The 21,292-nt window shown below is 43.1% G+C and carries 10 protein-coding genes; 2 read left to right on the top strand and 8 right to left on the bottom strand.

Annotation, left to right across the window (positions count from 1 at the left end):
• Positions 1-105: 105 nt before the first annotated feature.
• Positions 106-576, bottom strand: coding sequence for a SprT family protein (locus ACH8E3_RS06815; protein ID WP_458631869.1), 471 nt, complete (start codon positions 574-576; stop codon positions 106-108).
• Positions 577-730: 154 nt separating this feature from the next.
• Here ACH8E3_RS06815 and ACH8E3_RS06810 point away from each other — a divergent pair, with 154 nt between their 5' ends.
• Together ACH8E3_RS06810 and cmpA are read left to right on the top strand one after the other, a co-directional pair.
• A complete protein-coding gene (locus tag ACH8E3_RS06810; RefSeq protein ID WP_458631862.1) occupies positions 731-1,081 on the top strand; it encodes a hydrolase/acyltransferase in 351 nt (116 codons plus the stop codon).
• 69 nt (positions 1,082-1,150) lie between these two features.
• A complete protein-coding gene (gene cmpA, locus ACH8E3_RS06805; RefSeq protein ID WP_458631861.1) occupies positions 1,151-1,282 on the top strand; it encodes a cortex morphogenetic protein CmpA in 132 nt (43 codons plus the stop codon).
• 79 nt (positions 1,283-1,361) lie between these two features.
• On the opposite strand, the gene ACH8E3_RS06800 is transcribed toward cmpA, so the two are convergent.
• The 7 genes from ACH8E3_RS06800 to ACH8E3_RS06770 all read right to left on the bottom strand — a co-directional run bounded on the left by ACH8E3_RS06800 (position 1,362) and on the right by ACH8E3_RS06770 (position 21,186).
• Positions 1,362-3,578 (bottom strand): Tex family protein, encoded by a 2,217-nt coding sequence (locus ACH8E3_RS06800; RefSeq protein ID WP_458631860.1) that lies wholly within the window; start codon positions 3,576-3,578, stop codon positions 1,362-1,364.
• Positions 3,579-3,739: 161 nt separating this feature from the next.
• The gene (locus ACH8E3_RS06795) at positions 3,740-4,090 is read right to left on the bottom strand and encodes a type II toxin-antitoxin system PemK/MazF family toxin (RefSeq protein ID WP_458631859.1); all 351 of its coding nucleotides are present in this window, start codon (positions 4,088-4,090) and stop codon (positions 3,740-3,742) included.
• A 3-nt stretch (positions 4,091-4,093) separates the two neighbouring features.
• Entirely contained in the window at positions 4,094-4,375 is a 282-nt protein-coding gene (locus ACH8E3_RS06790; protein WP_458631858.1) for a CopG family ribbon-helix-helix protein, read from the bottom strand.
• A gap of 223 nt (positions 4,376-4,598) precedes the next feature.
• Positions 4,599-5,783, bottom strand: coding sequence for an alanine racemase (gene alr / locus ACH8E3_RS06785; RefSeq protein ID WP_458631868.1), 1,185 nt, complete (start codon positions 5,781-5,783; stop codon positions 4,599-4,601).
• 159 nt (positions 5,784-5,942) lie between these two features.
• Positions 5,943-7,034 carry a LolA family protein gene (locus ACH8E3_RS06780; protein ID WP_458631857.1) on the bottom strand — a complete coding sequence of 364 codons (1,092 nt, stop codon included), beginning with the start codon at positions 7,032-7,034 and terminating at the stop codon, positions 5,943-5,945.
• 140 nt (positions 7,035-7,174) lie between these two features.
• Positions 7,175-16,585, bottom strand: a complete 9,411-nt coding sequence (locus ACH8E3_RS06775) for an S-layer homology domain-containing protein (RefSeq protein ID WP_458631856.1) — start codon at positions 16,583-16,585, stop codon at positions 7,175-7,177.
• A 167-nt stretch (positions 16,586-16,752) separates the two neighbouring features.
• Positions 16,753-21,186: a LuxR C-terminal-related transcriptional regulator gene (locus ACH8E3_RS06770; protein ID WP_458631855.1), complete on the bottom strand. Its 4,434-nt coding sequence runs from the start codon at positions 21,184-21,186 to the stop codon at positions 16,753-16,755.
• Between the last annotated feature and the right edge of the window lie 106 nt (positions 21,187-21,292).

Raw genomic sequence — 21,292 nt, 5'->3', positions numbered from 1 at the left:
ACCTGTGACAACTCGATTAACAGTCGAGTGCTCTACCAACTGAGCTATCAGGGAACAACATAATATCATTACAACCTTTAATATAGCATTATGAACAGACCTTAGTCAAGGTTGGTTCAATAATGATAACTCTAGCGTACCGTTGCATTTCCCACACCGATAACGTGTTATATCTACTTTTCGCTTACGTAGATATTCCATTCCACAAGCGATACATATCAACTTGTATTTATACAACAGAGGCTTTCTAGCTTGCGATCCAGTAAGTGACTGACAGAATCTACTGCCCCCCACCTGATTCAATAATTGTTTGAAATCTTGATCACGATGTTGGTACCCTTTTCCATTCAAATGTAGATGATAGTGGCATAATTCATGCTTAATAATTCTCTCCACTTCTACCCTTCCATACATCACTAGTTGATGTGGATTGATCTCAATATCATGTCCCTTAAGGAAATATCGTCCACCCGTCGTCGATAATCGACCATTGAATGTAGCACGATGAATGAACGGCATGCCAAAATAACAGTTTGAGATATGTTCCACCCAATCTTGCAATTGCTCATTGCTCATCATTTCGGTCATAACTCTTCTTTGATTCCTTCCTACTACTTGAATTTTAACTTCACGATAGGCTACACTGTCAAGTATACTTATATATTGCTAGAGGTCATCTAACTGTGCTTCTTCAACTTCATAATGATATCAAGGGGGATTCTAATATACTATGGCAAAGATGAGATACGTTATTCTACAATTACAACATGAACTTGAGTTCGTGGAAATGCCAGCCGATTATACTTATCAATTAAGCGCACTTAATCTACGTCTGAATAAAGAGATTGCCAAACTAACCGCAGCTAATGTTCCCACATTACCATTAGCTGTCGCAGAATGCGATGACCTTGACCTATTGCAAGAACAAAACCAAATCCAAAGTGGTCTTGATTACATCAACAAGTTGGAGCAATCCTTCGCCGCAATTAATGAGGGTAGTTACCCTCTCATATCTCTTCTCACCGAGATCCGCGCTCTTCAAGCGCAACTAGAACAATGGTACGAAGAAGAATCGATTTAGATCTGCACACTCTAGGCTGATCCTCCATATGCTAACGAAACAATAGGGATGCAAGAGGAGGAGATACGTTTGCCACAGTGGCTATCTAATCAATTAATGCGCGCTTTTAATAAAAGAGATCGTCGTCAAATCAAATTATTAAATGATTGTTGGTTCTTCTATCTAACTACTCCAGGTAAGAATCGTAACGCATCTTCATAATCTTCATTAGATCAATATGACAGTTAAAAGCTTCGCCATCCGTAGAGGATAGCGAAGCTTTTGGTTTTGCCATAAGTTCTTATATTTGATTCTTATTGGGGTTCTTCATGGTAAGTCCGACGCGCCCCTTCTTCTCATCTATATTTAATACCCACACCGTTACATTATCACCAACAGAGACCACATCCATAGGATGCTTGACGTATCCATTACTTAGCTGTGAGATGTGTACTAAGCCATCATTCTTGATTCCAATATCCACAAACGCTCCGAAGTCTATCACATTACGAACCGTTCCTTGCATTTCCATGCCCGGCGATAAATCTTCCATCTTTAATATATCTGTACGAAATATAGGAAGCGGAAGTTCTTCACGGGGATCGCGACCCGGACGTTGTAAGCTTTCTATAATATCACGTAACGTAGGTACACCAACATCCAGAGTTACCGCTAACTCCGCAACATCCTGTTGTTCTAACAGTTGATTGAACTCTTGGCTTCCAAGCTTCTCTAGTCCTATATTTAATTCACCGAACAACTTATCTACAACTGGATAAGATTCCGGATGAATTGGGGTACGATCTAGAATATGTTTACCTTCAGAAATTCTCATGAACCCTATACATTGTTCATATGTCTTTGCTCCTAGACGCGGAACCTTTTGCAATTGCTTACGTGTAACGAATTTCCCATTCTCTTCACGATATTTCACGATATTCTTAGCCGTAGTAGCATTCACACCCGCTACGTAGGATAACAACGATGGTGAAGCGGTGTTCACATCTACGCCCACATGGTTAACTGCAGACTCCACGACTGCCTTGAGGCTCTCCTCCAAGTGCTTCGGGCTAACATCATGTTGATACTGACCCACACCAATAGCTTTAGGATCAATCTTAACCAACTCTGCTAAAGGATCCTGAATGCGACGGGCGATGGAGACTGCGCTTCTCTCCGAGACATCCAATTCAGGGAATTCCTCTTGTGCCAACTTTGATGCAGAGTACACACTCGCACCCGCTTCATTCACAATAAGATACGCTAACTCCTGATCCTTCATATCACTAATCACTTCAGCAACGAATTGTTCCGTCTCTCTAGAAGCTGTTCCGTTACCTACAACAATCAATTGAATCTTATATTTCGTAATCAACTCACGAAATTTCTCTGCTGCTTCTTTTGTTTTATTGTGTGGAGCCGTTGGATAAGTCACAGCAACCTCAAGTAATTTACCCGTATCATCCACCACTGCCAACTTACAGCCCGTACGAAAGGCTGGATCTACTCCTAATACACAACGTCCTTTCACTGGCGCTTGTAACAGCAAGCTACGCAAATTACCAGAGAAAATAGATATGGCTTGATTCTCACCCTTCTCCGTCAATTCAGCACGTATCTCACGTTCAATAGAAGGAGAAATGAGTCTTTTATACGCGTCCTCGATAACCGATTCCAGTATACTCTTCACACATGAATCACTCTTTATGACTTGAGAACCCATAAATTTGTAGATGGATTCAACGGGTACATCAAGACCTACTCTAAGGATGTCCTCCTTCTCTCCACGGTTAATGGCTAGAATACGATGAGGTGGCATCTTCTTCGCCAACTCTGTATACGCGTAATAGTTCTCATATACCGATTCATGTTGCGAGTCTTTCGCTTCAGAGACCAACAATCCATGATCCATACTATATCGGCGTATCCAAGTACGTATGGTGGCTTCATCCGCAATATTCTCGGCAATAATATCCATAGCTCCTTGGATAGCCTGCTCAGATGTCTCTACACCCTTGTCTGTATCTATATATTTCTTCGCTTCTTGGTCTAGATCTCCAATTTTAGGCTGGTTAGATATCCATGTAGCTAATGGCTCCAAGCCCTTTTCCTTCGCCATACTCGCTCTTGTCTTGCGCTTTTGGCGATATGGACGATACAAGTCTTCCACTTCTTGTAATTTAACAGCTTGCTCAATCGCCGCCTTTAATTCAACGGTTAATTTATCTTGTTCTTGTATAATGCGTATGACTTCACGCTTACGTTCTTCTAAATTACGCAAGTAAGCCACACGTTCTTCGATATCTCTTAGCTGGGTCTCGTCTAGTTCACCCGTCATTTCTTTGCGATAACGTGCTATGAAAGGAATGGTATTCCCTTCATCAAGTAAACCAACTGTGGTACGAACTTGCTTCAATAAAATGCCTAATTCTTTAGCCGTTTGCTGCACAATACGTTCTTGTTCAGCCAATTTCACAGCCTCTTTATTGACATCTTCAACTACGATATGCTCTGACAATGGTATCCCTCTTTCCAAATACGGTATGTAATATATTATCACAAACTTCTGCTTATATTGCCAGTGGACCTCTTGGATGATGAGTTAACTATCCTTCACGAAATAAATAAGGCGTACCATAGGCACGCCTTATTACTATCCATATCATCAACAATCAAGATTTAGAAATCAATTAAACTCAAACTAATGAGTAAGGCCTCATCAACCTTTTTCATCGTTTCTTCGTCAAGATGAGTAATCTTATCTGTTAATCTTTGCTTGTCAATCGTTCGGACTTGTTCCAGCAGTATGACAGAGTCCCGATCAAAGCCATGTGAGACTGCATCAATCTCCACATGCGTAGGAAGCTTTGCCTTTTGTATCTGTGCTGTAATAGCCGCAACGATGACCGTTGGACTGAACCGGTTACCTATATCATTCTGAATAATCAATACAGGTCTAACCCCACCCTGTTCTGAACCAACTACAGGCGAAAGGTCTGCAAAAAACACATCACCGCGTTTTACAATCAATATTCACACCCCGCTTACTGCGCGACCTAGAGTGCTGTCTGCATCTTCCTCTGCGTAGAAAGCTTCAGAAGCCATGGTCAAGTTAATCTTGGCCATTTCCATGTAACCACGTTGCATTGTCTCACGGATATACCTCTTCTTCCGTTCAATCAAATATAGTTTCATGGCCTGTCTAATGAGTTCACTACGATTGGAATTCTCCAATGCAACAATACCATCTACTTCCTGCAAAAGATGATCGGGTAAACTGATCATAATTCTCTTGGTGTTCTGCAAATTAGCCACTTTCTCTTCCACCCCCGCAACACTTCGTCACTTGTGCACCAGTATAACTTTATTCAAAGGAATTTATACAAAGGAATATATATGCATTTCGTATATCATGTATGCTATATTCCATTATAAACTACAATCGGTATTTATATAAGATCAACTCTGAAACTATTTTACTATAGAGTTCATATCTTATAATCCTTTATCCCTATAAAATAAATAAATGGTGATTTCCCTATCGTAATAAGGGATTGACGATGTGTTGAAGGACGCCACCTTGAACATAATGGCGTGGAACTCTCGCAGCTAATAGACAGATCACTTCATAATGGATGGTATCTAGCTTGGATGCCAACTCATCTGCGGTAATCCATTCATCAGATTGTTGACCGATGAGCACAACCTCTTCGCCCACTTGGATTTCTTCTGCTTCATCAGCAAAAGTCTGTAACGATACCATACACTGGTCCATGCAGATTGTTCCGACGATCGGAATCCGGCGTCCGCGTATGAGCACTTCAGCCTTGCCCGTTAGTCTGCGGGAATAACCATCAGCATAGCCGATCGGGAGTGTTGCAATAACTTCATCCTTCTCCGTCACGTATTTCGTGCCGTAGCTAATTCCCCAATGTAGAGGGAGGGTCTTAACATGTACTATGTGCGTCTTCAACGTCAATACTGGCGTTAATGCAATCTTCTGTCCGTCCACTTCATCTGATGGATATAATCCGTAAAGGCCAATGCCTACACGTACCATGTTAAATGAAATTTCGGGCATATCAATTGCAGTCGCACTGTTTCCGGTATGTATAATAGGGATTTCATATCCCCTCTCCACTAACCTTTCAGTAACAGATTTGAACCGTCGGTACTGCTCCAGTGTGTATGTCTTATCTTCTTCATCTGCTCTTGCATAATGCGTAAATAACCCTTCGACTTGAACCCCAGGGATGGAGAATGCCTTCTCAATAAAAGCTATGGCGTCACCTCCAGGCAACACACCAAGCCTTCCCATGCCCGTGTCGATCTTAATGTGTACTCTTAACGGCTGATCTACACTTAGTCCATGTATTCTCTTGGTAGCATCGAGTACGTCATAAGAGAATACAGTCACCGTAATATGATGCTCCCAGGCAACTTGAACCGACTCTGGCGAAACATACCCTAGAACTAGAATAGGGGATTGAATACCCGCCCTGCGAAGTTCAATCGCTTCATCGAGGAACGCGACACTGAGGTAATCTACACCCACCTCCTCCATGTTCTTAGCAACTTGTACTGCCCCGTGCCCGTAAGCATTCGCTTTGACACAAGCTAAGATCATCATTTCTTCGGGTAATGCGGAGCGGAAAGCTAGATAATTGGAACGTAAATGATCCATATTAATTTCCGCCATTGTTGCACGATAGTTCACTTGCAATACTGTCACCTTCTCTGAATATTGAGGACTCATCATTCATGTTTGTATCATCTAATGTTAATGTTCAGAAAGGTCCATGTCAATTTAAGAAAAAAAGACGGATTCACATCATTGCAGAGGGAGAGTACCCTAAGAACAATGGAATCCGTCTACATAAACTTACTTACCCGTTTTTTCAGATAAAGACGCAGCAACTTTCATCATTTCACTTACTGGAAGATTAGCGCTCGTAATTCTAAATTCAATCCCACTATCCATCCAAGTTAATGTCTGTTGGTCGTCTCCAGTCAACAAGCCCACAGTGAACCCTAAATCGATCACGGAACCTGGCGCAAGAGACACTGCACGATCACGCGGACGAGCCTCCATTAATGTGAATTGATAGGCCCCTTCATAACGTAATAACACGGCGTGATCTTTGCTGTCTGCCATCTCGTTCGTATCTTTGAGCACGACACCCTCAGGCAAATAGTCTGGGTCAATGATGCCAAAGCTACCTAATGTCTCCATCACAGGCTCTGGTTGTGTGTCCTCTGTTATTTCTGTAACGACTTCATTCCCGAACTCATCCACTTGGGCAATCGTTTGGACGGAACCTTCACCCATTGCGGTCATGTTTCTTTTCATATCGAATGAATCCTTATCGAACTTGGTATTAAATGCAAATGCATTAAATTTCACTTCCACTACCACGTTGGCTTCTGAATCCGATACCTGTACTTGCTTCGGTGCGTAACTGTCTTTGTTCAACCAAATTTTCTGACGCACCAAGGATTGGCTGTGATAATTGGCGGCAACATCAAATACATAACTATCCTTATCATCGATGAATTGTCGTGTGCTATCACTTAGAATCCCTTGGGCCAATGTCTGGAATAAATAGACCTGACCTTGTTTCTCTGGCCAATCACTTTGGAAGCGGAAGCTTTTATTCAAACTTGGCGTAAGTACGAATACACCATCATCATTACGTAGGACAATTTGCGTGATATCCTTCTGTGCATTCTTCAAGCTGATACGGTAAAACGTCGGATTCTGGTACCATACTTCCACATCATATTGTTGCGGCTTCTCACCCGTGTACAACGTCATTGTCCCTGAGCCTTGATATGAGCCATCCTTCGTTTGCAACTTATCTACCACGTTGTTCAGACCCTTGACGACAGACGCGGCATCCTGCTTACCACCACACCCTGCTAACACAACGCTAATACATAACACCATAGCGAGCATCCACGTTATACGACGCATGACTTCATCCCCTTTATCCACATGTATTGAATTGATTAGTACATGTTTATGAGGGACTTGGTCACAATATGCAGACTAGCATGACAAGCTGGTAGTAAGTTCTACAGACAAATATGACTTTTAACCCCTTTTGCATACCATTATTGTTCTAAGATCGCCTTCAAATCTTTATCTAGTATTAGTAGCTTCCACAGCATCGTCACTGTCTCAGCACGAGTTGCCTCCCCTTTGGGACGAAGCTCACCATTATAGCCTTGAATAATTCCTGCCTTTGTTGCCAACATCATCGCATGCTGGGCATAAGCGGATACACTAGACCAATCATGGAGCTCTTCATTATCTCCTTGCGGCAATGCTGATTCGTTAACGAGCCTCATCATAATCGTGATAATTTCCTCACGTGTAATCGTTTCATCTGGATGGAAGCTTCCATCTTGATATCCTTGGGCGATCCCAAGCTTCTTCAATATACCGATATCGGTCTCTGCCCAATGTCCTTGCACATCTGCGAATCGGCTCGATGACGCCTCATTAGAACTAAACATAAAGAGTCTTACCATTATCTTCGCAAACTCTGCTCTGGAAATGGAATGATTAGGCTTAAAGCTACCATCCGTATAACCATTAATTACACCTAATCTTGCAAATCGATGAATCGTATTCTTCGCCCAATGCTGCTGACTATCCGTAAACTCTGTCTCGTCCGCATTTGTTGAATCGAATCGCTTTTGTATCGCTTCCAGTAGCTCTCTCCAATTTATCAAATCGCTTTTAAAGATCGACGTCGATGGTACCGTCGGTTGCGGTGTCGGCGTTGGCGTTGGCGTCGGTGTCGGTGTCGGTTGCGGTGTTGGTGTTGGTGTTGGCTTAGCATCCTTTTTAATTTCAAATCCAACCGATGCTAAATCATATATCTGTCCCGATGCCAATACCACTCTAGCAGCCACTTTATAAGTGCCTTCTACCAAGAAGGTTTCTAAGCTTTTCTCAGCTTTACCATCGTAAACTACATCTGTCCAACTACCATCGTTCACTTTATACATCGCTTTAACGATGCTGAAGCCATCCACCATATACGGAGATATTACGGTCTCAACAGCTCCAGCATAGGTTCCATTATCTTGCTTCTGCCCCTTCATTACTAATTCTAGTTGCGGCTTAGCAGACTCTGTATTCGTAACCGCGAGCTGGTATGTCTTTTTCTTCGCTGACGAGCTAGCTGGCTGAACCTCAACCTGCCATTCGTTCACACTTCCTGTTACTGATAGTAATAACGGCTGGTCTATAGAAACAAATCCCTTATTCGATTGAATGACCTTGCCCTCACGATCTGTCACAGATACAGTTGCTTGACTATTAGATGCTACTGCCACAACATGCGTTTGCTTCAGATCATTCGCCTTCAGTGCATAGTTCGTTTGATTTGGATCAAAATCCAATGCAATCCCGTTGAGCTTAACTGTACTTAGCGTAGCATCCAACTTATCTGCACTTTCATTGAAGAATACACCTTGTACAGACTCCCCAATTCGGCTGAATTGGACTTCAACGGTTTTCTTCTCCTCAGCGGTAAAAGCTAATAAGCCGGCTGCATCACTCGCCACATACTTTGTCTCAAGTACATTACCCTGCGCATCTAGTAAATGAATTAGCACATTACCAGAGGATATTGGCGCCATATTCATGTTCTGCATCGTTAAATTCACCTTTGTATGAGAAGTGGTGTTCGTCTGCTCCAGCGTTAGCAATACATGATCTTCATTGTATTTGACTGCCAGATTATCAAGCATAATCTTCGCTTCATTGTCAGACTCATCAAACTCCTTCATCACCTTACCTCCAGCATCCTCAACCCAACTGCGCAAATAAATCATTATCCCTTTGTCTGGTATTTCCTTCAAGCTATGTTTTGTCAAATAGGTTTGTACATTGAAATCTACAATTTTAACATATGCCCCTTGATCGATTAATTTCAAATCATTTGCATCTGTTAGCTCAATCACCTTGCCAATTAACGAATCGTCTGAGTAATTGTTATCTTCATACAGAGCAAGCTTAACGACCCGTCCTTTATTACTTAATTCTGTTCCATTTTTATTGTAAACTGGAATCGATAATGTGCGCTTCCCGTCCTCTTCCGTCATCACCTTAATCTTCGAAATCCCCGTATCTGGCACATCTAACTGCAACGTACCTGTGGTCGAGAGCTTTTCACCACCAGTAAAAGTAACCTCAACCTGATACGATGCATCAGCTATCGGTGATGGAACGGTGTGATAAGCAACCAGGGTTTGTCCGCTGTTCGGCACGAGAGACAGCTGGTTCTGATCATAACTCGTACGATTTCCATCAATCGTAATATCCACCGCTCGAATGGCTTCCAGACCTTGATTGATGACATGGAACTGGATCGGTAAATCATAACCCGCTACAATCTCGCCCGGATTAAAGACAACATAATCGGCATTGAATTGATTATGGTACGATGCGTTTGCACTGTACATAGCGCTAACCGTCTTGGATACGGTAACCGGAATCTCACTTCCTCCTGCTTCCCCTTCCTTCTTCGGTGTAATCGAACCAACAACCTCCGTATCGGTTGTATACGTCGTTCCGAGCAATAATGCCTTGATTTCTGTACCTGAGTTATTGCCGATATAAGCCGATATCGTGTCAATGGCGGTATCGTTCGGCATAGCTCCCAGCTCCATGACCCCCGACAAGAACAATTCTCCGTTGTCTAGGCCAAGCTTCACTGCCTTCAATACATCCCGACTAACAGGGACTCCAGCATTTACGTCCACCTGTGCTTCTTTCCAGATTAATGACAAATGATCAAGCTGTTTGCCTTGCTGCGACATTTTTACAAACGTAAAATTCGGGTTAATTTTAATATCATTATATGCCTTTACTGCGCTAAGACTGTCCACAAACTCCGAATATACCTCGCCGTTACGATTAACAGCCCGCATTCGAATATCTTCTGTCACGTTGTCGTCTTGGCCACTTGTCGTATGCCAAGCGATAATAAAGCGTTCAGTTCCATCCGGGAAGATCGCACTCGTTAACTGTGGATTTTCATTGGCATTACGATCATGGGTCACCTGCAAGTTTTTCAAGACACCCTTAGTCTTCCAGGCGGATGCCTGAGCTGTTGCATCTTGATCCGTATCAATCACCGCATATACGATCTCATTATCGGTTCCAGCCACATATTGCTCCGTTGGAATTTGCTCAACATTGCCTTTATTAACTGTATAGACGACAGCCGTTGTTCCATCATTCAGTGTTGCTGATGACATCCCCATTACGGTACCGTTCGTACCGTTATATAATGTCTCTGCATCGCTCCACTTGTTGCTGGCCACATCATACGCCGTGTAGACAATACTGTCCGATTGAGAGAAATCAAGTGGATTGTTAACATTGGATGAAGCGACGCTTCGGTAAGAAACGACAACCTTGCCATTGCCCACGGAGACAATCGGTGCAATATCAGGACTTTGATTGTCCGTTATGCGATGTGTCGTCCACTTGGTCCCATCATAGATAGAAGCCATCACTTCAGCACTATTATTCATCAGCAGTATATCAGCGCCAGTTAGCTCTTCTCCAGCTTTCTTCATGATTTTATCCTTTTGTCTGACCCAAACAGCCGCGATCAGATTACCTTCACCTGCGAGCTGTAGCCCTGTATCTCCATAACCTTTTAGCGCAACGTCGTCCACTATCTTTCCACGATCATCGTAGCCGCCCTGATGATTACGAACTGCCCAAGCAGCAACCGTATCCTCAATATTCGTACTGTTATTATCGGAAAGATATACGAATAGTGAGCCATCCGCCGCAACCTGTGGGTTGGAATACGGATACGCATTGGTTAGCAACACATCTGGTCCAGTTGAATTCGCGGCAAGCAGCTTTCTGTGAGCACTGCTTGATGCTTGTTGCCATGCACGATCATATTCGTTCAGATAGCTACGATCCTCCATCGTCTGTGAACTGAGAACCTGCATTGGATCTTCACCAATAAATTGCATGTAAGCCATAATGGCTGCGTCTGCATTAGCCGCAGTCAGTGGCGAAACAGAATTCTCCTTCCAATAATCTTGAATGTTGTTCCAATTTTTGGACACCCACGTATGGCTGTAGCGTAAGGATGCGAAATCATGTTTTATCGAGATGAACAAAAACTTAATAACGACCCGTACACCAACAATACTTTCCATGGTCAGCTTGTTGCCATATAACACTCGATCATTGCTATTTTGTAAATAATCCCGATTTAGCCAAGTGCTTGTGTTCTCAAGCGTGATTCTACCGAACACACCAATCTTGGCCGCAATAATCGAATAGTCAAAGCCAATTCCGCCGAATGCTTCGATATAAGCAATAACTCGTAACGAGGTCAAATAATCATTGACACTGTCCAGCTTAGGATTGCTCCATGCATACCCCGGAATTTCATCGAACAATACGGAAGCTTTAAATCCAACCTCAACACCGCCGCCAATGGTTAGCGAGAAGGTCACAGGTACAAAACCAGCTTGGATGTTCCATGCCCACGAATACTCGAAGCCCCCCCCCGCATTAAATCCACCAGCATGCACAACTGCTTCCCACTTATCCATTTTCACATTGTATTTGATTTCGCCAACGTAATATCCGCCGACACTAAATGGAATGCTTTTTCCGGAATGTTGATCTTTGTTCACTTTCGAATATTGCTGTTTCTGATCTTCTATATAATTACCCATCGCAATTTTATACATATCTCCGGCACCAGGCGCAAATTTGTTCTTAGACTCGAAGAACTCTACATCGCTTGTACCTTTCGTCGATGCCATACTATTAAGTGATGAAGACATAATCATCTTGAACACCATCGGGTCGTCCGTCGGATACACTCTCATTGATAGTGGACCAACGTCCATCTTTATATTCCCTAGTAAGCTGAGCGTTTCCAACGCTACTTTATCATTATTGCTTGGACCAGTGGTTCTTCCATCGGTGCTGTTCATGTCCTTTTTAAGTTTCTGAATGCTAGTGCGCAGATCATCCTTTTTGACTTCAGGTACCCCAATCATATTGACAAGTGTTGACATCGCCGTAAAGCTTTTACGGAAACTGTCTGCTTTATCATACAGCTTGAAATGAACGGATCCCGATTGCGCTTTATCAAGCCAAATCGTATCCTTATTCAATATCTGCACATGGCGCGTCAGCCATATATTTGAGAACGGATATTTCATGGTTTGATAAGACTGTCCTTGCGGAAGCAGACCCGCTGCATTTAGTAGTTCCGCATTGGCTTCTTCATTTACATTTTCGCCCCACCATAGTAACTCTGTTGTCAGATTAACATTTGGGAATGCATCACTGGGCCCAAACTTGCCTCTGTAATCCCGAATATCCGTCTTGGAACTAAGATCACTATTCTTCAAATATTGATTTACGATCACTGGTGTTGGCTGCTTGCTTGGATTACTAATCATGTTAGCAATCTTGTCGCCAATGATGATGCGATCAACTGGACTAGCATCCCCGTCAAATATTAGAAGGCTTGGGTTGTACAGATTATCACCAAATTCGACCTCAATTATAAATTCAAGTTTGTCCTTTGCAGACAAATTAGCTGCATTCTTCTCCCCCGCCGCCTGTGAATAAAAGGCCGTCGTATCAAAGATAACCTCCAGCTTGCCATCTCCAGCTAGATTTGTAGTAACGCCGTTACCGCTAATTTCTGTAGCCTCAGCATAATTTCCATTTTTGTACACGCCACCACGATAGGTCAATTTTCCGTTATAAGGCTTGCCGTCAGGCGTCTTGAAGAATACCTCGACCTTCGATAGCTGCCGAAGCTGCAGAATATTAATCGGATACAGCTCCATTTGAGCCGGATTACCTTCCTTCGACAGCAATCGATCCTGACTGAATACCCCTGTATAGGTTGATCCATTAGATACAGAAGTTACATACACATCGCTTGCAATACCCTTATCCTCGTAAAGCGCCAATTCTCCGTTGACATCACTTGTCACAGATCTTTCTGCGCCATCGCCATTCGTATACGTTAAGGTTGTCTTTGTCTTAGGATACATTTGGAATAAGTACAATTTGTCTTGTAGCGTCTTCACCGTTACATCCAGTTCCGTATGAATACCTGTTTGGGCATGGGTTGCTGTAATCTTCGTTGTGCCATCGTTCAATCCAGCTAACAGAAACTTTTGCTTTGGCTGATACGAAGAGTTGTTGAACTTTTCAATATCCTCGACATATCCGTTACCGTTATAATAGATTCCACCGATTTGGTTGTTGCCTGATTTCCAGGCGATCTGATCCGTAATCTCGCCCAAATCCTCAAAATCTTTATTGTTGATGCCCAACCGATTGTTTAGCGTAATATTACGCTTCAGGGCCAGAATCTGATCACTCGTCATCTGCTTGATGTCGTTGATATTGCTCATCGTATGCGACGTAACAGACTGACCGTCAATTTGGATTTGCAATGCATCACTTTTGTAAACCTGCAAGAACAATGAATCGTATGACCATGTCGAATCCATACTATTCTTCACTGCCAGCGTAATCGCGTATATATCCTTTATTCGATTGCTTGCCGTCACTGGATCAATATGCAAGCTATAGCCACCGCCTATTGACGATACTTGCGCATCGCTAAACTGACCTGTTGCTTTATCGAATACGATACGGCTTCCCGGAATAAGGGCTCCATTCTTTGTAATCTGAAATTCAAATTCTCCTTTATTAACCGGATCGAAATTGTCAAGCGTCCATGTAATTGGCAACGTGCCTACAGAATCGTGTGCAAATTGACCCATGGATTTATCAAGTGTTACGATTGCCGCTTCCGACTTTACGACGATATAAGAAAGGGCGGAAAGCGTCGATAGCTTATTTTCCGGGTTGACCGTGCTAATACGCACCGTATAGCTAGGTACACTATTGCTTGAGATCAAGGTCATAAGTCTTCCTGGAATGGTAAAGTTGGTAGCATTGACTAATGAAGCATTAGCCGGAGCTGCCCATGTCTCCGTTGGCTGTTGCGTCGCAAGCTGTGCCTCATCCCAAAACCCTTCATAAAACTCAAGCTTGAAGTTGGCAGCCTGTACCGTACCGCCAGCCCCAGCCAGCTCTTTATAGCGGTCCATAACGTTGGTTGACCAAATGATGTTTGCATCCTTGTTCTTATTCACATATACACGGTTGGCAGAGCTCGGAACGACCACTGCTGCAGATCCGTCAGCGCTAATCTTAATCATTTGTGAAATGACTGTAGCTTCTGCCACTTCTCCATTGTTTTTGGCCGCAAGCGTAAAGGTAACATCGCCTGCCATCTTGGGAATAATCGTTCCATCGGTCGTGATATCCGCTACCTGAGCATCACTACTGCGCCATTCGAATTGATCAGGTGTAACATGTGTGGCACCTTGCGGATAGGTGAATCCCAGTTGGGTTGACGTTACATCAACTAGATTTACCACATATTCCGTACCGGAAGGCCATGTTGTAGGATACGTAATCGCCAAGTCCTGGGAAACAATATACTTCGGCATTGTCACCTGAAGATTAACTCTATGATCAGCCAACATCCCGAAATCATCAACATTTCCTGCATCAAGTCCACCTGGTATCAAATTACGATTATAGTAAACTTTTGCCCGGAGCTGTTTACCATCTAGCAGTGAATCTCCGTCTTTCAACGTATCATATACACTTTTTGTAATCTGCAACTCTCCTTCAAGCACAGGTGGAGATAAAGGCAACCCGTCCACACCGAGCTTCCAGTGCACATTAAATAAACCATTCTCCTTATCGCCAATTGAAATCCTCACTCGCTTGGCAATATCCTCGGGCGTCGTCACCCCATCAATCAACCAATCGGCTTCGCCATTAACGTTACTTAACTCGAGCGTCGCCTTCAACGTCTGACCCATCGTATAGTTGGTATTGGAGTTGTCCAGCGTCAATGACTGAAAAGCATCCGCACGTGCAGACACAATGTTAATATTCGGCGGATTGGTAAAGTCTGTGCCCCATGGAATCGGAGCAATTGAACGATATTCAAAGGCTTCTGGCCCCAGCTGAACAGCGGAGTTCTCATTCAAAGCACTGACCACCTGTAGATCAGCAGGCGTCATACCCTTGCCAATCACTGCCATATAGCCGCCAATGAGAGACAAGCTAGGGTATGCCAGTTCGTAAATTTCCGGTCTCTTAAAGTCAGCAATAGGCATGACATCAGGATAGGCAACACCACCGCCAGCAAGCAACAATCTTGGCATGCTCGCCTGATCTCTCGGCTGCTCACGTGAAATGACACCGCTATATAGCACTTGCATGGGTACAATTTGCCCAGTCGTATAAGAGCCTCCCTTTGCCGAGACTTCTAGCATAGAAGGATCCTTCATCGAAGCATCCCGATTCGCTCGGTAGTAGCATGCTCCAAAGCCGACACCATTCAACGAATCACTTTTATAGAGTGCTTGCCCCGTACCCAATGTAAAGGATAAGTATCCACCCCCTTCATAGGAATGGGTAAATGGCACATATTCGCGGGTCGTCGACAGATTATCAAAGTCTATTCGATCCAAATTATTGAAGTTGGAAAAATGTAAATAATCCGCTCGCGCATAGCTTGCCCAGACATTATTCTGATAGTAGAGTACGTCACTCGTAAAAGATCCTATTCCGCTTACGCAATAGCTTTGTACCAAATCTCGCCTCGCGTAAAGACTATTAATTGTGATTTTCTTTGTCGTTTCCCCCGGTTCAAATACAACCGTTCCTTTAACATCCCCACCACCTCTTTTTGTACTATGAAGCGTGCTATCCATCAGCTCATAAGAAAACGATACTCTTTTCGACTGCGCTTTGCTCAACTCAAACGTGAAGTTTACTGTTTCTGTAAATGAAACGCCTGTCGCTTCCTCCAGATAAGTTACGGATACGACCGTTTCGTCTCCATATTCTACGCCTGTTGCAGATTTAAGTACGTTCGCTCCATTCATCGGCTCGCCGTTTTCATTGAAGAAGTTTAAGCCTCCCTCACCTTCAACCTGCGATAGTAATGAGTCGAGGCTGTCCAGATGCTCATTAGACAACCCTCCTTGTGATCCAAGAAGCTTGGCTAGTTGCTCTTCAATCCCGATCATTTGTTTGAGTACGGCAAGCGTAATTGGCTCACCGTCGACTTCAGCCATTTGTGTCAAATCGATACTCTCATCTGTTAATAATTGTTTAATTTCCTCTAGCGTATAACTCATACCATTCAATGAAACTGAGGAGTTTAACAACCCCCCCTTCGAATCTACCAAACCCAGCTTTTGAATCATCTCCAGCATCGCAGGAGCTTGTTCAACACCATATTCAGCTTCTAATAGACGTAGTAGCTCAACATTATACTGACTAGTATCGCTCGGTCCTACTTCTGGTGCCACAGCGAATATCGATGTTGTTATACTTGAAGTCAACATTCCAAACACCACTAAACAAACAATAAATTTCTTGAATATAATTAAATTATTCATGATTTCTTCCCTTCTACAAAACCTCTTCTATTTTCGATAATCATTTTTCGATAATACTATGATATAAGAAGGGATCTAAGCTTGTAGTCCTACAAAAGTAGTACATGCACAAAAAAAGTCGAAGAATGGGATCTATCCATAAGGGATTCAACCATATCTTCGACTTTTTATTCGATTATTTGCAATAATTTAGCCTTGGCAACTGCCTGCCCACGCCTTTTAACTCCTAACTTACTGTATATTCTCGTTGTATGTGTTTTAACTGTCGTTTCAGCAATACTAAATCGTTCCGAAATCTCCCGATTGGACAGCCCTTCCGCAAGTACTGTCAACATCTCCAGTTCCCGGTGGGTTAATGGCTCGATGAATGGGTGCTGATCTATTGCCACCGCTACTTCAGCTATGACATTTGTTATCGTGCCTTCATCTTCAAGTAGCTTAGAATAAATAATACGAATCGCTATTAGCTCTAGTAATTTTACATCCTGCTCTGTAAATACTTTTGCTATTCGCGTATTTTCCAAATAAAGCAGTATTCCTTGCGGATCACCTGGAACCGCGATCGGCATACATAAGATGGATCGGGGGGCATACCGGTTAATATGCTCATCCTCCAAAAAGTAACTTTGCAACGCATCGTCAAGCACAATAGCTTTATTCGTCACTGTGGAATGACGTAGTACACTTTTCGCATACGGTATCGCATGTAATTGTTCAATGGCTAGATCTTCATGCACTGTCATGTCTAACTGTGAATCGACCCTAAAGCTATCGTTAAACCTGCGTAATAGTAGCGCCCTGTCCGCACCTGAGTGCTGCAATACTGTCGTTAACAAGCTCTCCTGCCATTTTCGTTGCTCTAACTTATCAACCGAGTTAATCACTTGCCAAATAATTTTGGATTGTTCCTCTTCCACGTCTGCTTTTGTAGAATTCAGGATTTCCTCTTCCTCGCCCTTGCTTGGAAAATCCAACAATTCCAACTTTCTTTCTTGCTTGCCTTGCACGATTGACTTTCCATATAGATTGGACAGCGGTTGTAACAGGTCAGCATGCTGGTTTCTAATTTGTATTGCTTTGGAAGGAATCCCCCATAGCGAATAGGCTGCGCACGCATCCATCATCGCAATCATTCCTCCCGAATGACTAACCAAATCATGCTGATAGCAGAGCGCTAATCGTTCACAAGCAATTCCCTCCATTAATCCGTGTTTTTCATCCCGTGCTTGTTTCACCGCGCTCATATACTCATGTAACGCTTCCATTGGCTTTGACGTGATGTGCGTGCATTCTGCCTTAAGCAATAAATAGGCAGCCGAATTATATCCAAGGAACCCCTTCCAACTCTTCATCCTGCCCAGCTGCGCACGCACAATCTTGCGAACCCGCTTCTGCTCCGTTGCATTTAATACAGGGTATATAGCCGTTAGCGACAACATCTCATATACTCGCTGCTTTCGGTTCCGCACCCAGTCAAGACCTAGTTCAGTTGCCCTGCATCGCTCTACCCAATACAACGCTTCCCGATAATTCCCAAATAAATAGGCTATCTCAAGCTTGCATCCGCAGATATAGTTATCCTCGTCATCAATATCTGGAATTTCATACTCTGATTCAGGGATAGCAATAAATTGCTGTATTGTAGATTCACCCTGTAATGAGCTAATATAGTTTCTCGTTACTTCAACCAGTTGTATCAATTTGTCGACTGATCTATGCTTCATATGCGAATCAAAGAAATCTAATATATTCACTAACGGCTGCACTTCTCCATTGTAAGTGACTAGAAAAGTTATCATCGCCATATTGGAAAATTCCACATCATTCAAGTTCAAACCACGACACATCGCTTTAACCATATAGGCGTTTGCTTCCCGTGAATATTCTAACTGCTTCGACAATGCACCAATAAACTCCATTTGATACGAAAAGGATATTCTTAATCCATCAAAATGTTGTAGCGCCTCCAATGTCGCAAACGGGATGATAGGCGAATAACTATCAATTACCCTATATACAAGCTGTTCATAAACACCAATAATACAAGCTAGCGGTTCATTCATTCCTTTGCGCAAGCCATAACGAATAAATCGGGCATAGAGATCAATCAGCGCCCCCGCATCGCTTATAAGCAATGGAAATAGGACTTGTTCCATCAGCTCGCACAATACAACATACTCTTCGTCATGATTCATCGGCATGGAATGAATCTTATCACGGTACTTATATAGAATTATTCTAGTATGTAACACTTCTTTCAAAATCGTTGCCTTTGACGCCCTCTCTGACAGTTTCCAGCCGTACTCCGATAAGGCCTCTTTACCGTATTGAACGGCCGTCTCATTTTCCATCATCGTATGAAACTGAATCAACGGTTTCCAAATCTTTATGCGATCTACTTTATTTAGATTCTTACTATACTCGTTTAAATCAAGCAATAGGTTCTGTGCCTGTTCTATATGACCACCCATATATTCAGACCATACCAAATCCAGCTTTAATTGAAGGTAGAGCGGGCTAACTGTTTCCTCTCGTTCCTTGTGCATTAGCTTAAGTCCAGCTTCGGCATATTGCTTTCCCTTTGTAAATCGACCATCCATAATAGCTTGATGGGCCGCATATAAATTCTTTTCAATTAACTGTTGTCTTTCTGGCTCATCCATGACTTTAACAGCCAAATTCAAATGATCGATTGCATCTGAAACATTCAGATCATTCAGCCCCGTATGCTGTCGTTGCTGCAATAGCAAGCCGATCTGCCGATGCCAATGGGGATTCTTTTCCTGATTTGAGACGTATATCATTTGATGAACAGTAGAATTAAGAAACGAATAACCGTTCTCCTTAGTATCACCAAGCTGTATCTCACCATCTGCAAAAATAACCCCCAACTCGAGCGCCTCTTGCAGTATGTGGGCCAACTGCTCCTGTGTTAATCCGCACAATTCTGCAAGAAACGGAGGCTGAAAGGATAGTCCAACAACTGCAGCAACCGTGAGTATCTCCATCGCTTCGACAGAAACCTTAGCAATAGCTTCTTCAATAAAATCAAGATGAAATTCCGGGTTATGAATATACTTAACTAATTCATTCGGCCATACCCAATAATGATGCTTCTCATCAAAATTAAGCTGCTTAGTCTGCACCCAGCCCTCTAGCAACAAACGAATGGCTCGTGGATTACCACCAGTATGTTCATACACCACTCGTGCAAATAAGTCCAAACGAGCCAACGAGTCATGCATGGCGATCGCAAGAACTTGTCTAACCTCTTCATAGCTTAGGGGGAGTAACAGCACCCGCTCCAATGGATACCTATTCCATCTGTCAGATAACCAGCAAAGTTCCGGGCTGACATCGAATGGTATTTCATCTTCTTGCAGCGCTACTGTTTGATATACTCCAATAACTAGCAGCCCCGTCGTCATCTTTCCCGCCGTTAGTGACTTAAGCACTTCATATGTACCTACCTCAGCCGATTCGAGACAGTCAACAAAAAGAACAAGCGGCGGCTTGTTTGCGGCAAAACAGCGAATCATACTTGCCAATAGCTCCGCAATAGGATTGGACTGGTCCATTATATGCTCTGAGAACCCCATTCGTGCTTCCTCTACGTTAACATCCAGCAAAGGTGCCGCTTCAGGTAATAATGAGACAATTGTGCGTGCATCATTGTGATCATATACAGCTTGCAGCTTTTCTTTCAGCGCAGTAATAGCCTTTGGTGGATCACTCCATAACTGCTCAATCCATTGCCGCAAAGCTTCTAGAATTGGTTTATATGTAGACATGAGCTGCCCTAAGCTATTCTGCTGATCGAAATCTGGAAATTGCAATTGAATGCTATTTCCTTCAATAAACCTTCCCCCGCTTCGCACTGTTTCCCACTGTAGCCGATGCACCAGCGTTGTCTTGCCAATTCCTTCTGATCCAACAATCCAACGGAATGCTTGATTCCCTTGAAGTGCCTGTTGTACTCCTTCTGCCAATTGCTCCATAGCGATGCTATGTCCATACCTTGAGTCTATGAATTGTAATGATTGAATACGGTCCCGTCTGCCTGGTTCAAAGGGTTGCTTCCACCCTTCCACTCCGATATGTTCGCATTGATGCAAATCATCTAGCAAGCCGTACGCACTTTGATAGCGATCTTCGGGAGCCTTGGCAAGCAGCTTCATTATAATTTTCTCTAGCATCCCGGACGCATCAGGACGGATTTCCGCCAAAGGAGTTGGCATTCGAGAAATATGTACGATATCCCATGCTTCATCTGATTCCGGTTCCAACGGCAGCCGTCCAGTTATCAACTCATACAATATGACACCTAACACATATAAATCGCTACGGTTATCTGGCATGCGATTAATTCTGCCCGATTGTTCTGGAGAACGATAGGTTTCGTTATTATCCGATTTATTAGATAGTCTTGCTACTTGTCCATTTCTCGTTATGTAAAGGTTGGCAGGGTTAAAACTGCCAATAACCACCTTCTGTTTATGTTCAGCATGAACCATTTCAGTTAGTAAAATAGCAAGCTCAAAGAATTGTCCATATGATATAAATGATTGGTTTGTTATATAATCTTGTAAGCACTTTTTCATACTCGTAACATGCACACCCTCCTAGGCTACATTCTACAGTCATAGCACTTATGGATTTAAGCTATCACACCATTATAACCCTAATAGAAAGGTCAGTCTAGCATGA

The organism is Paenibacillus sp. CMAA1364, assembly GCF_054373195.1.
This window is presented reverse-complemented; position numbering and strand designations above follow the sequence as displayed.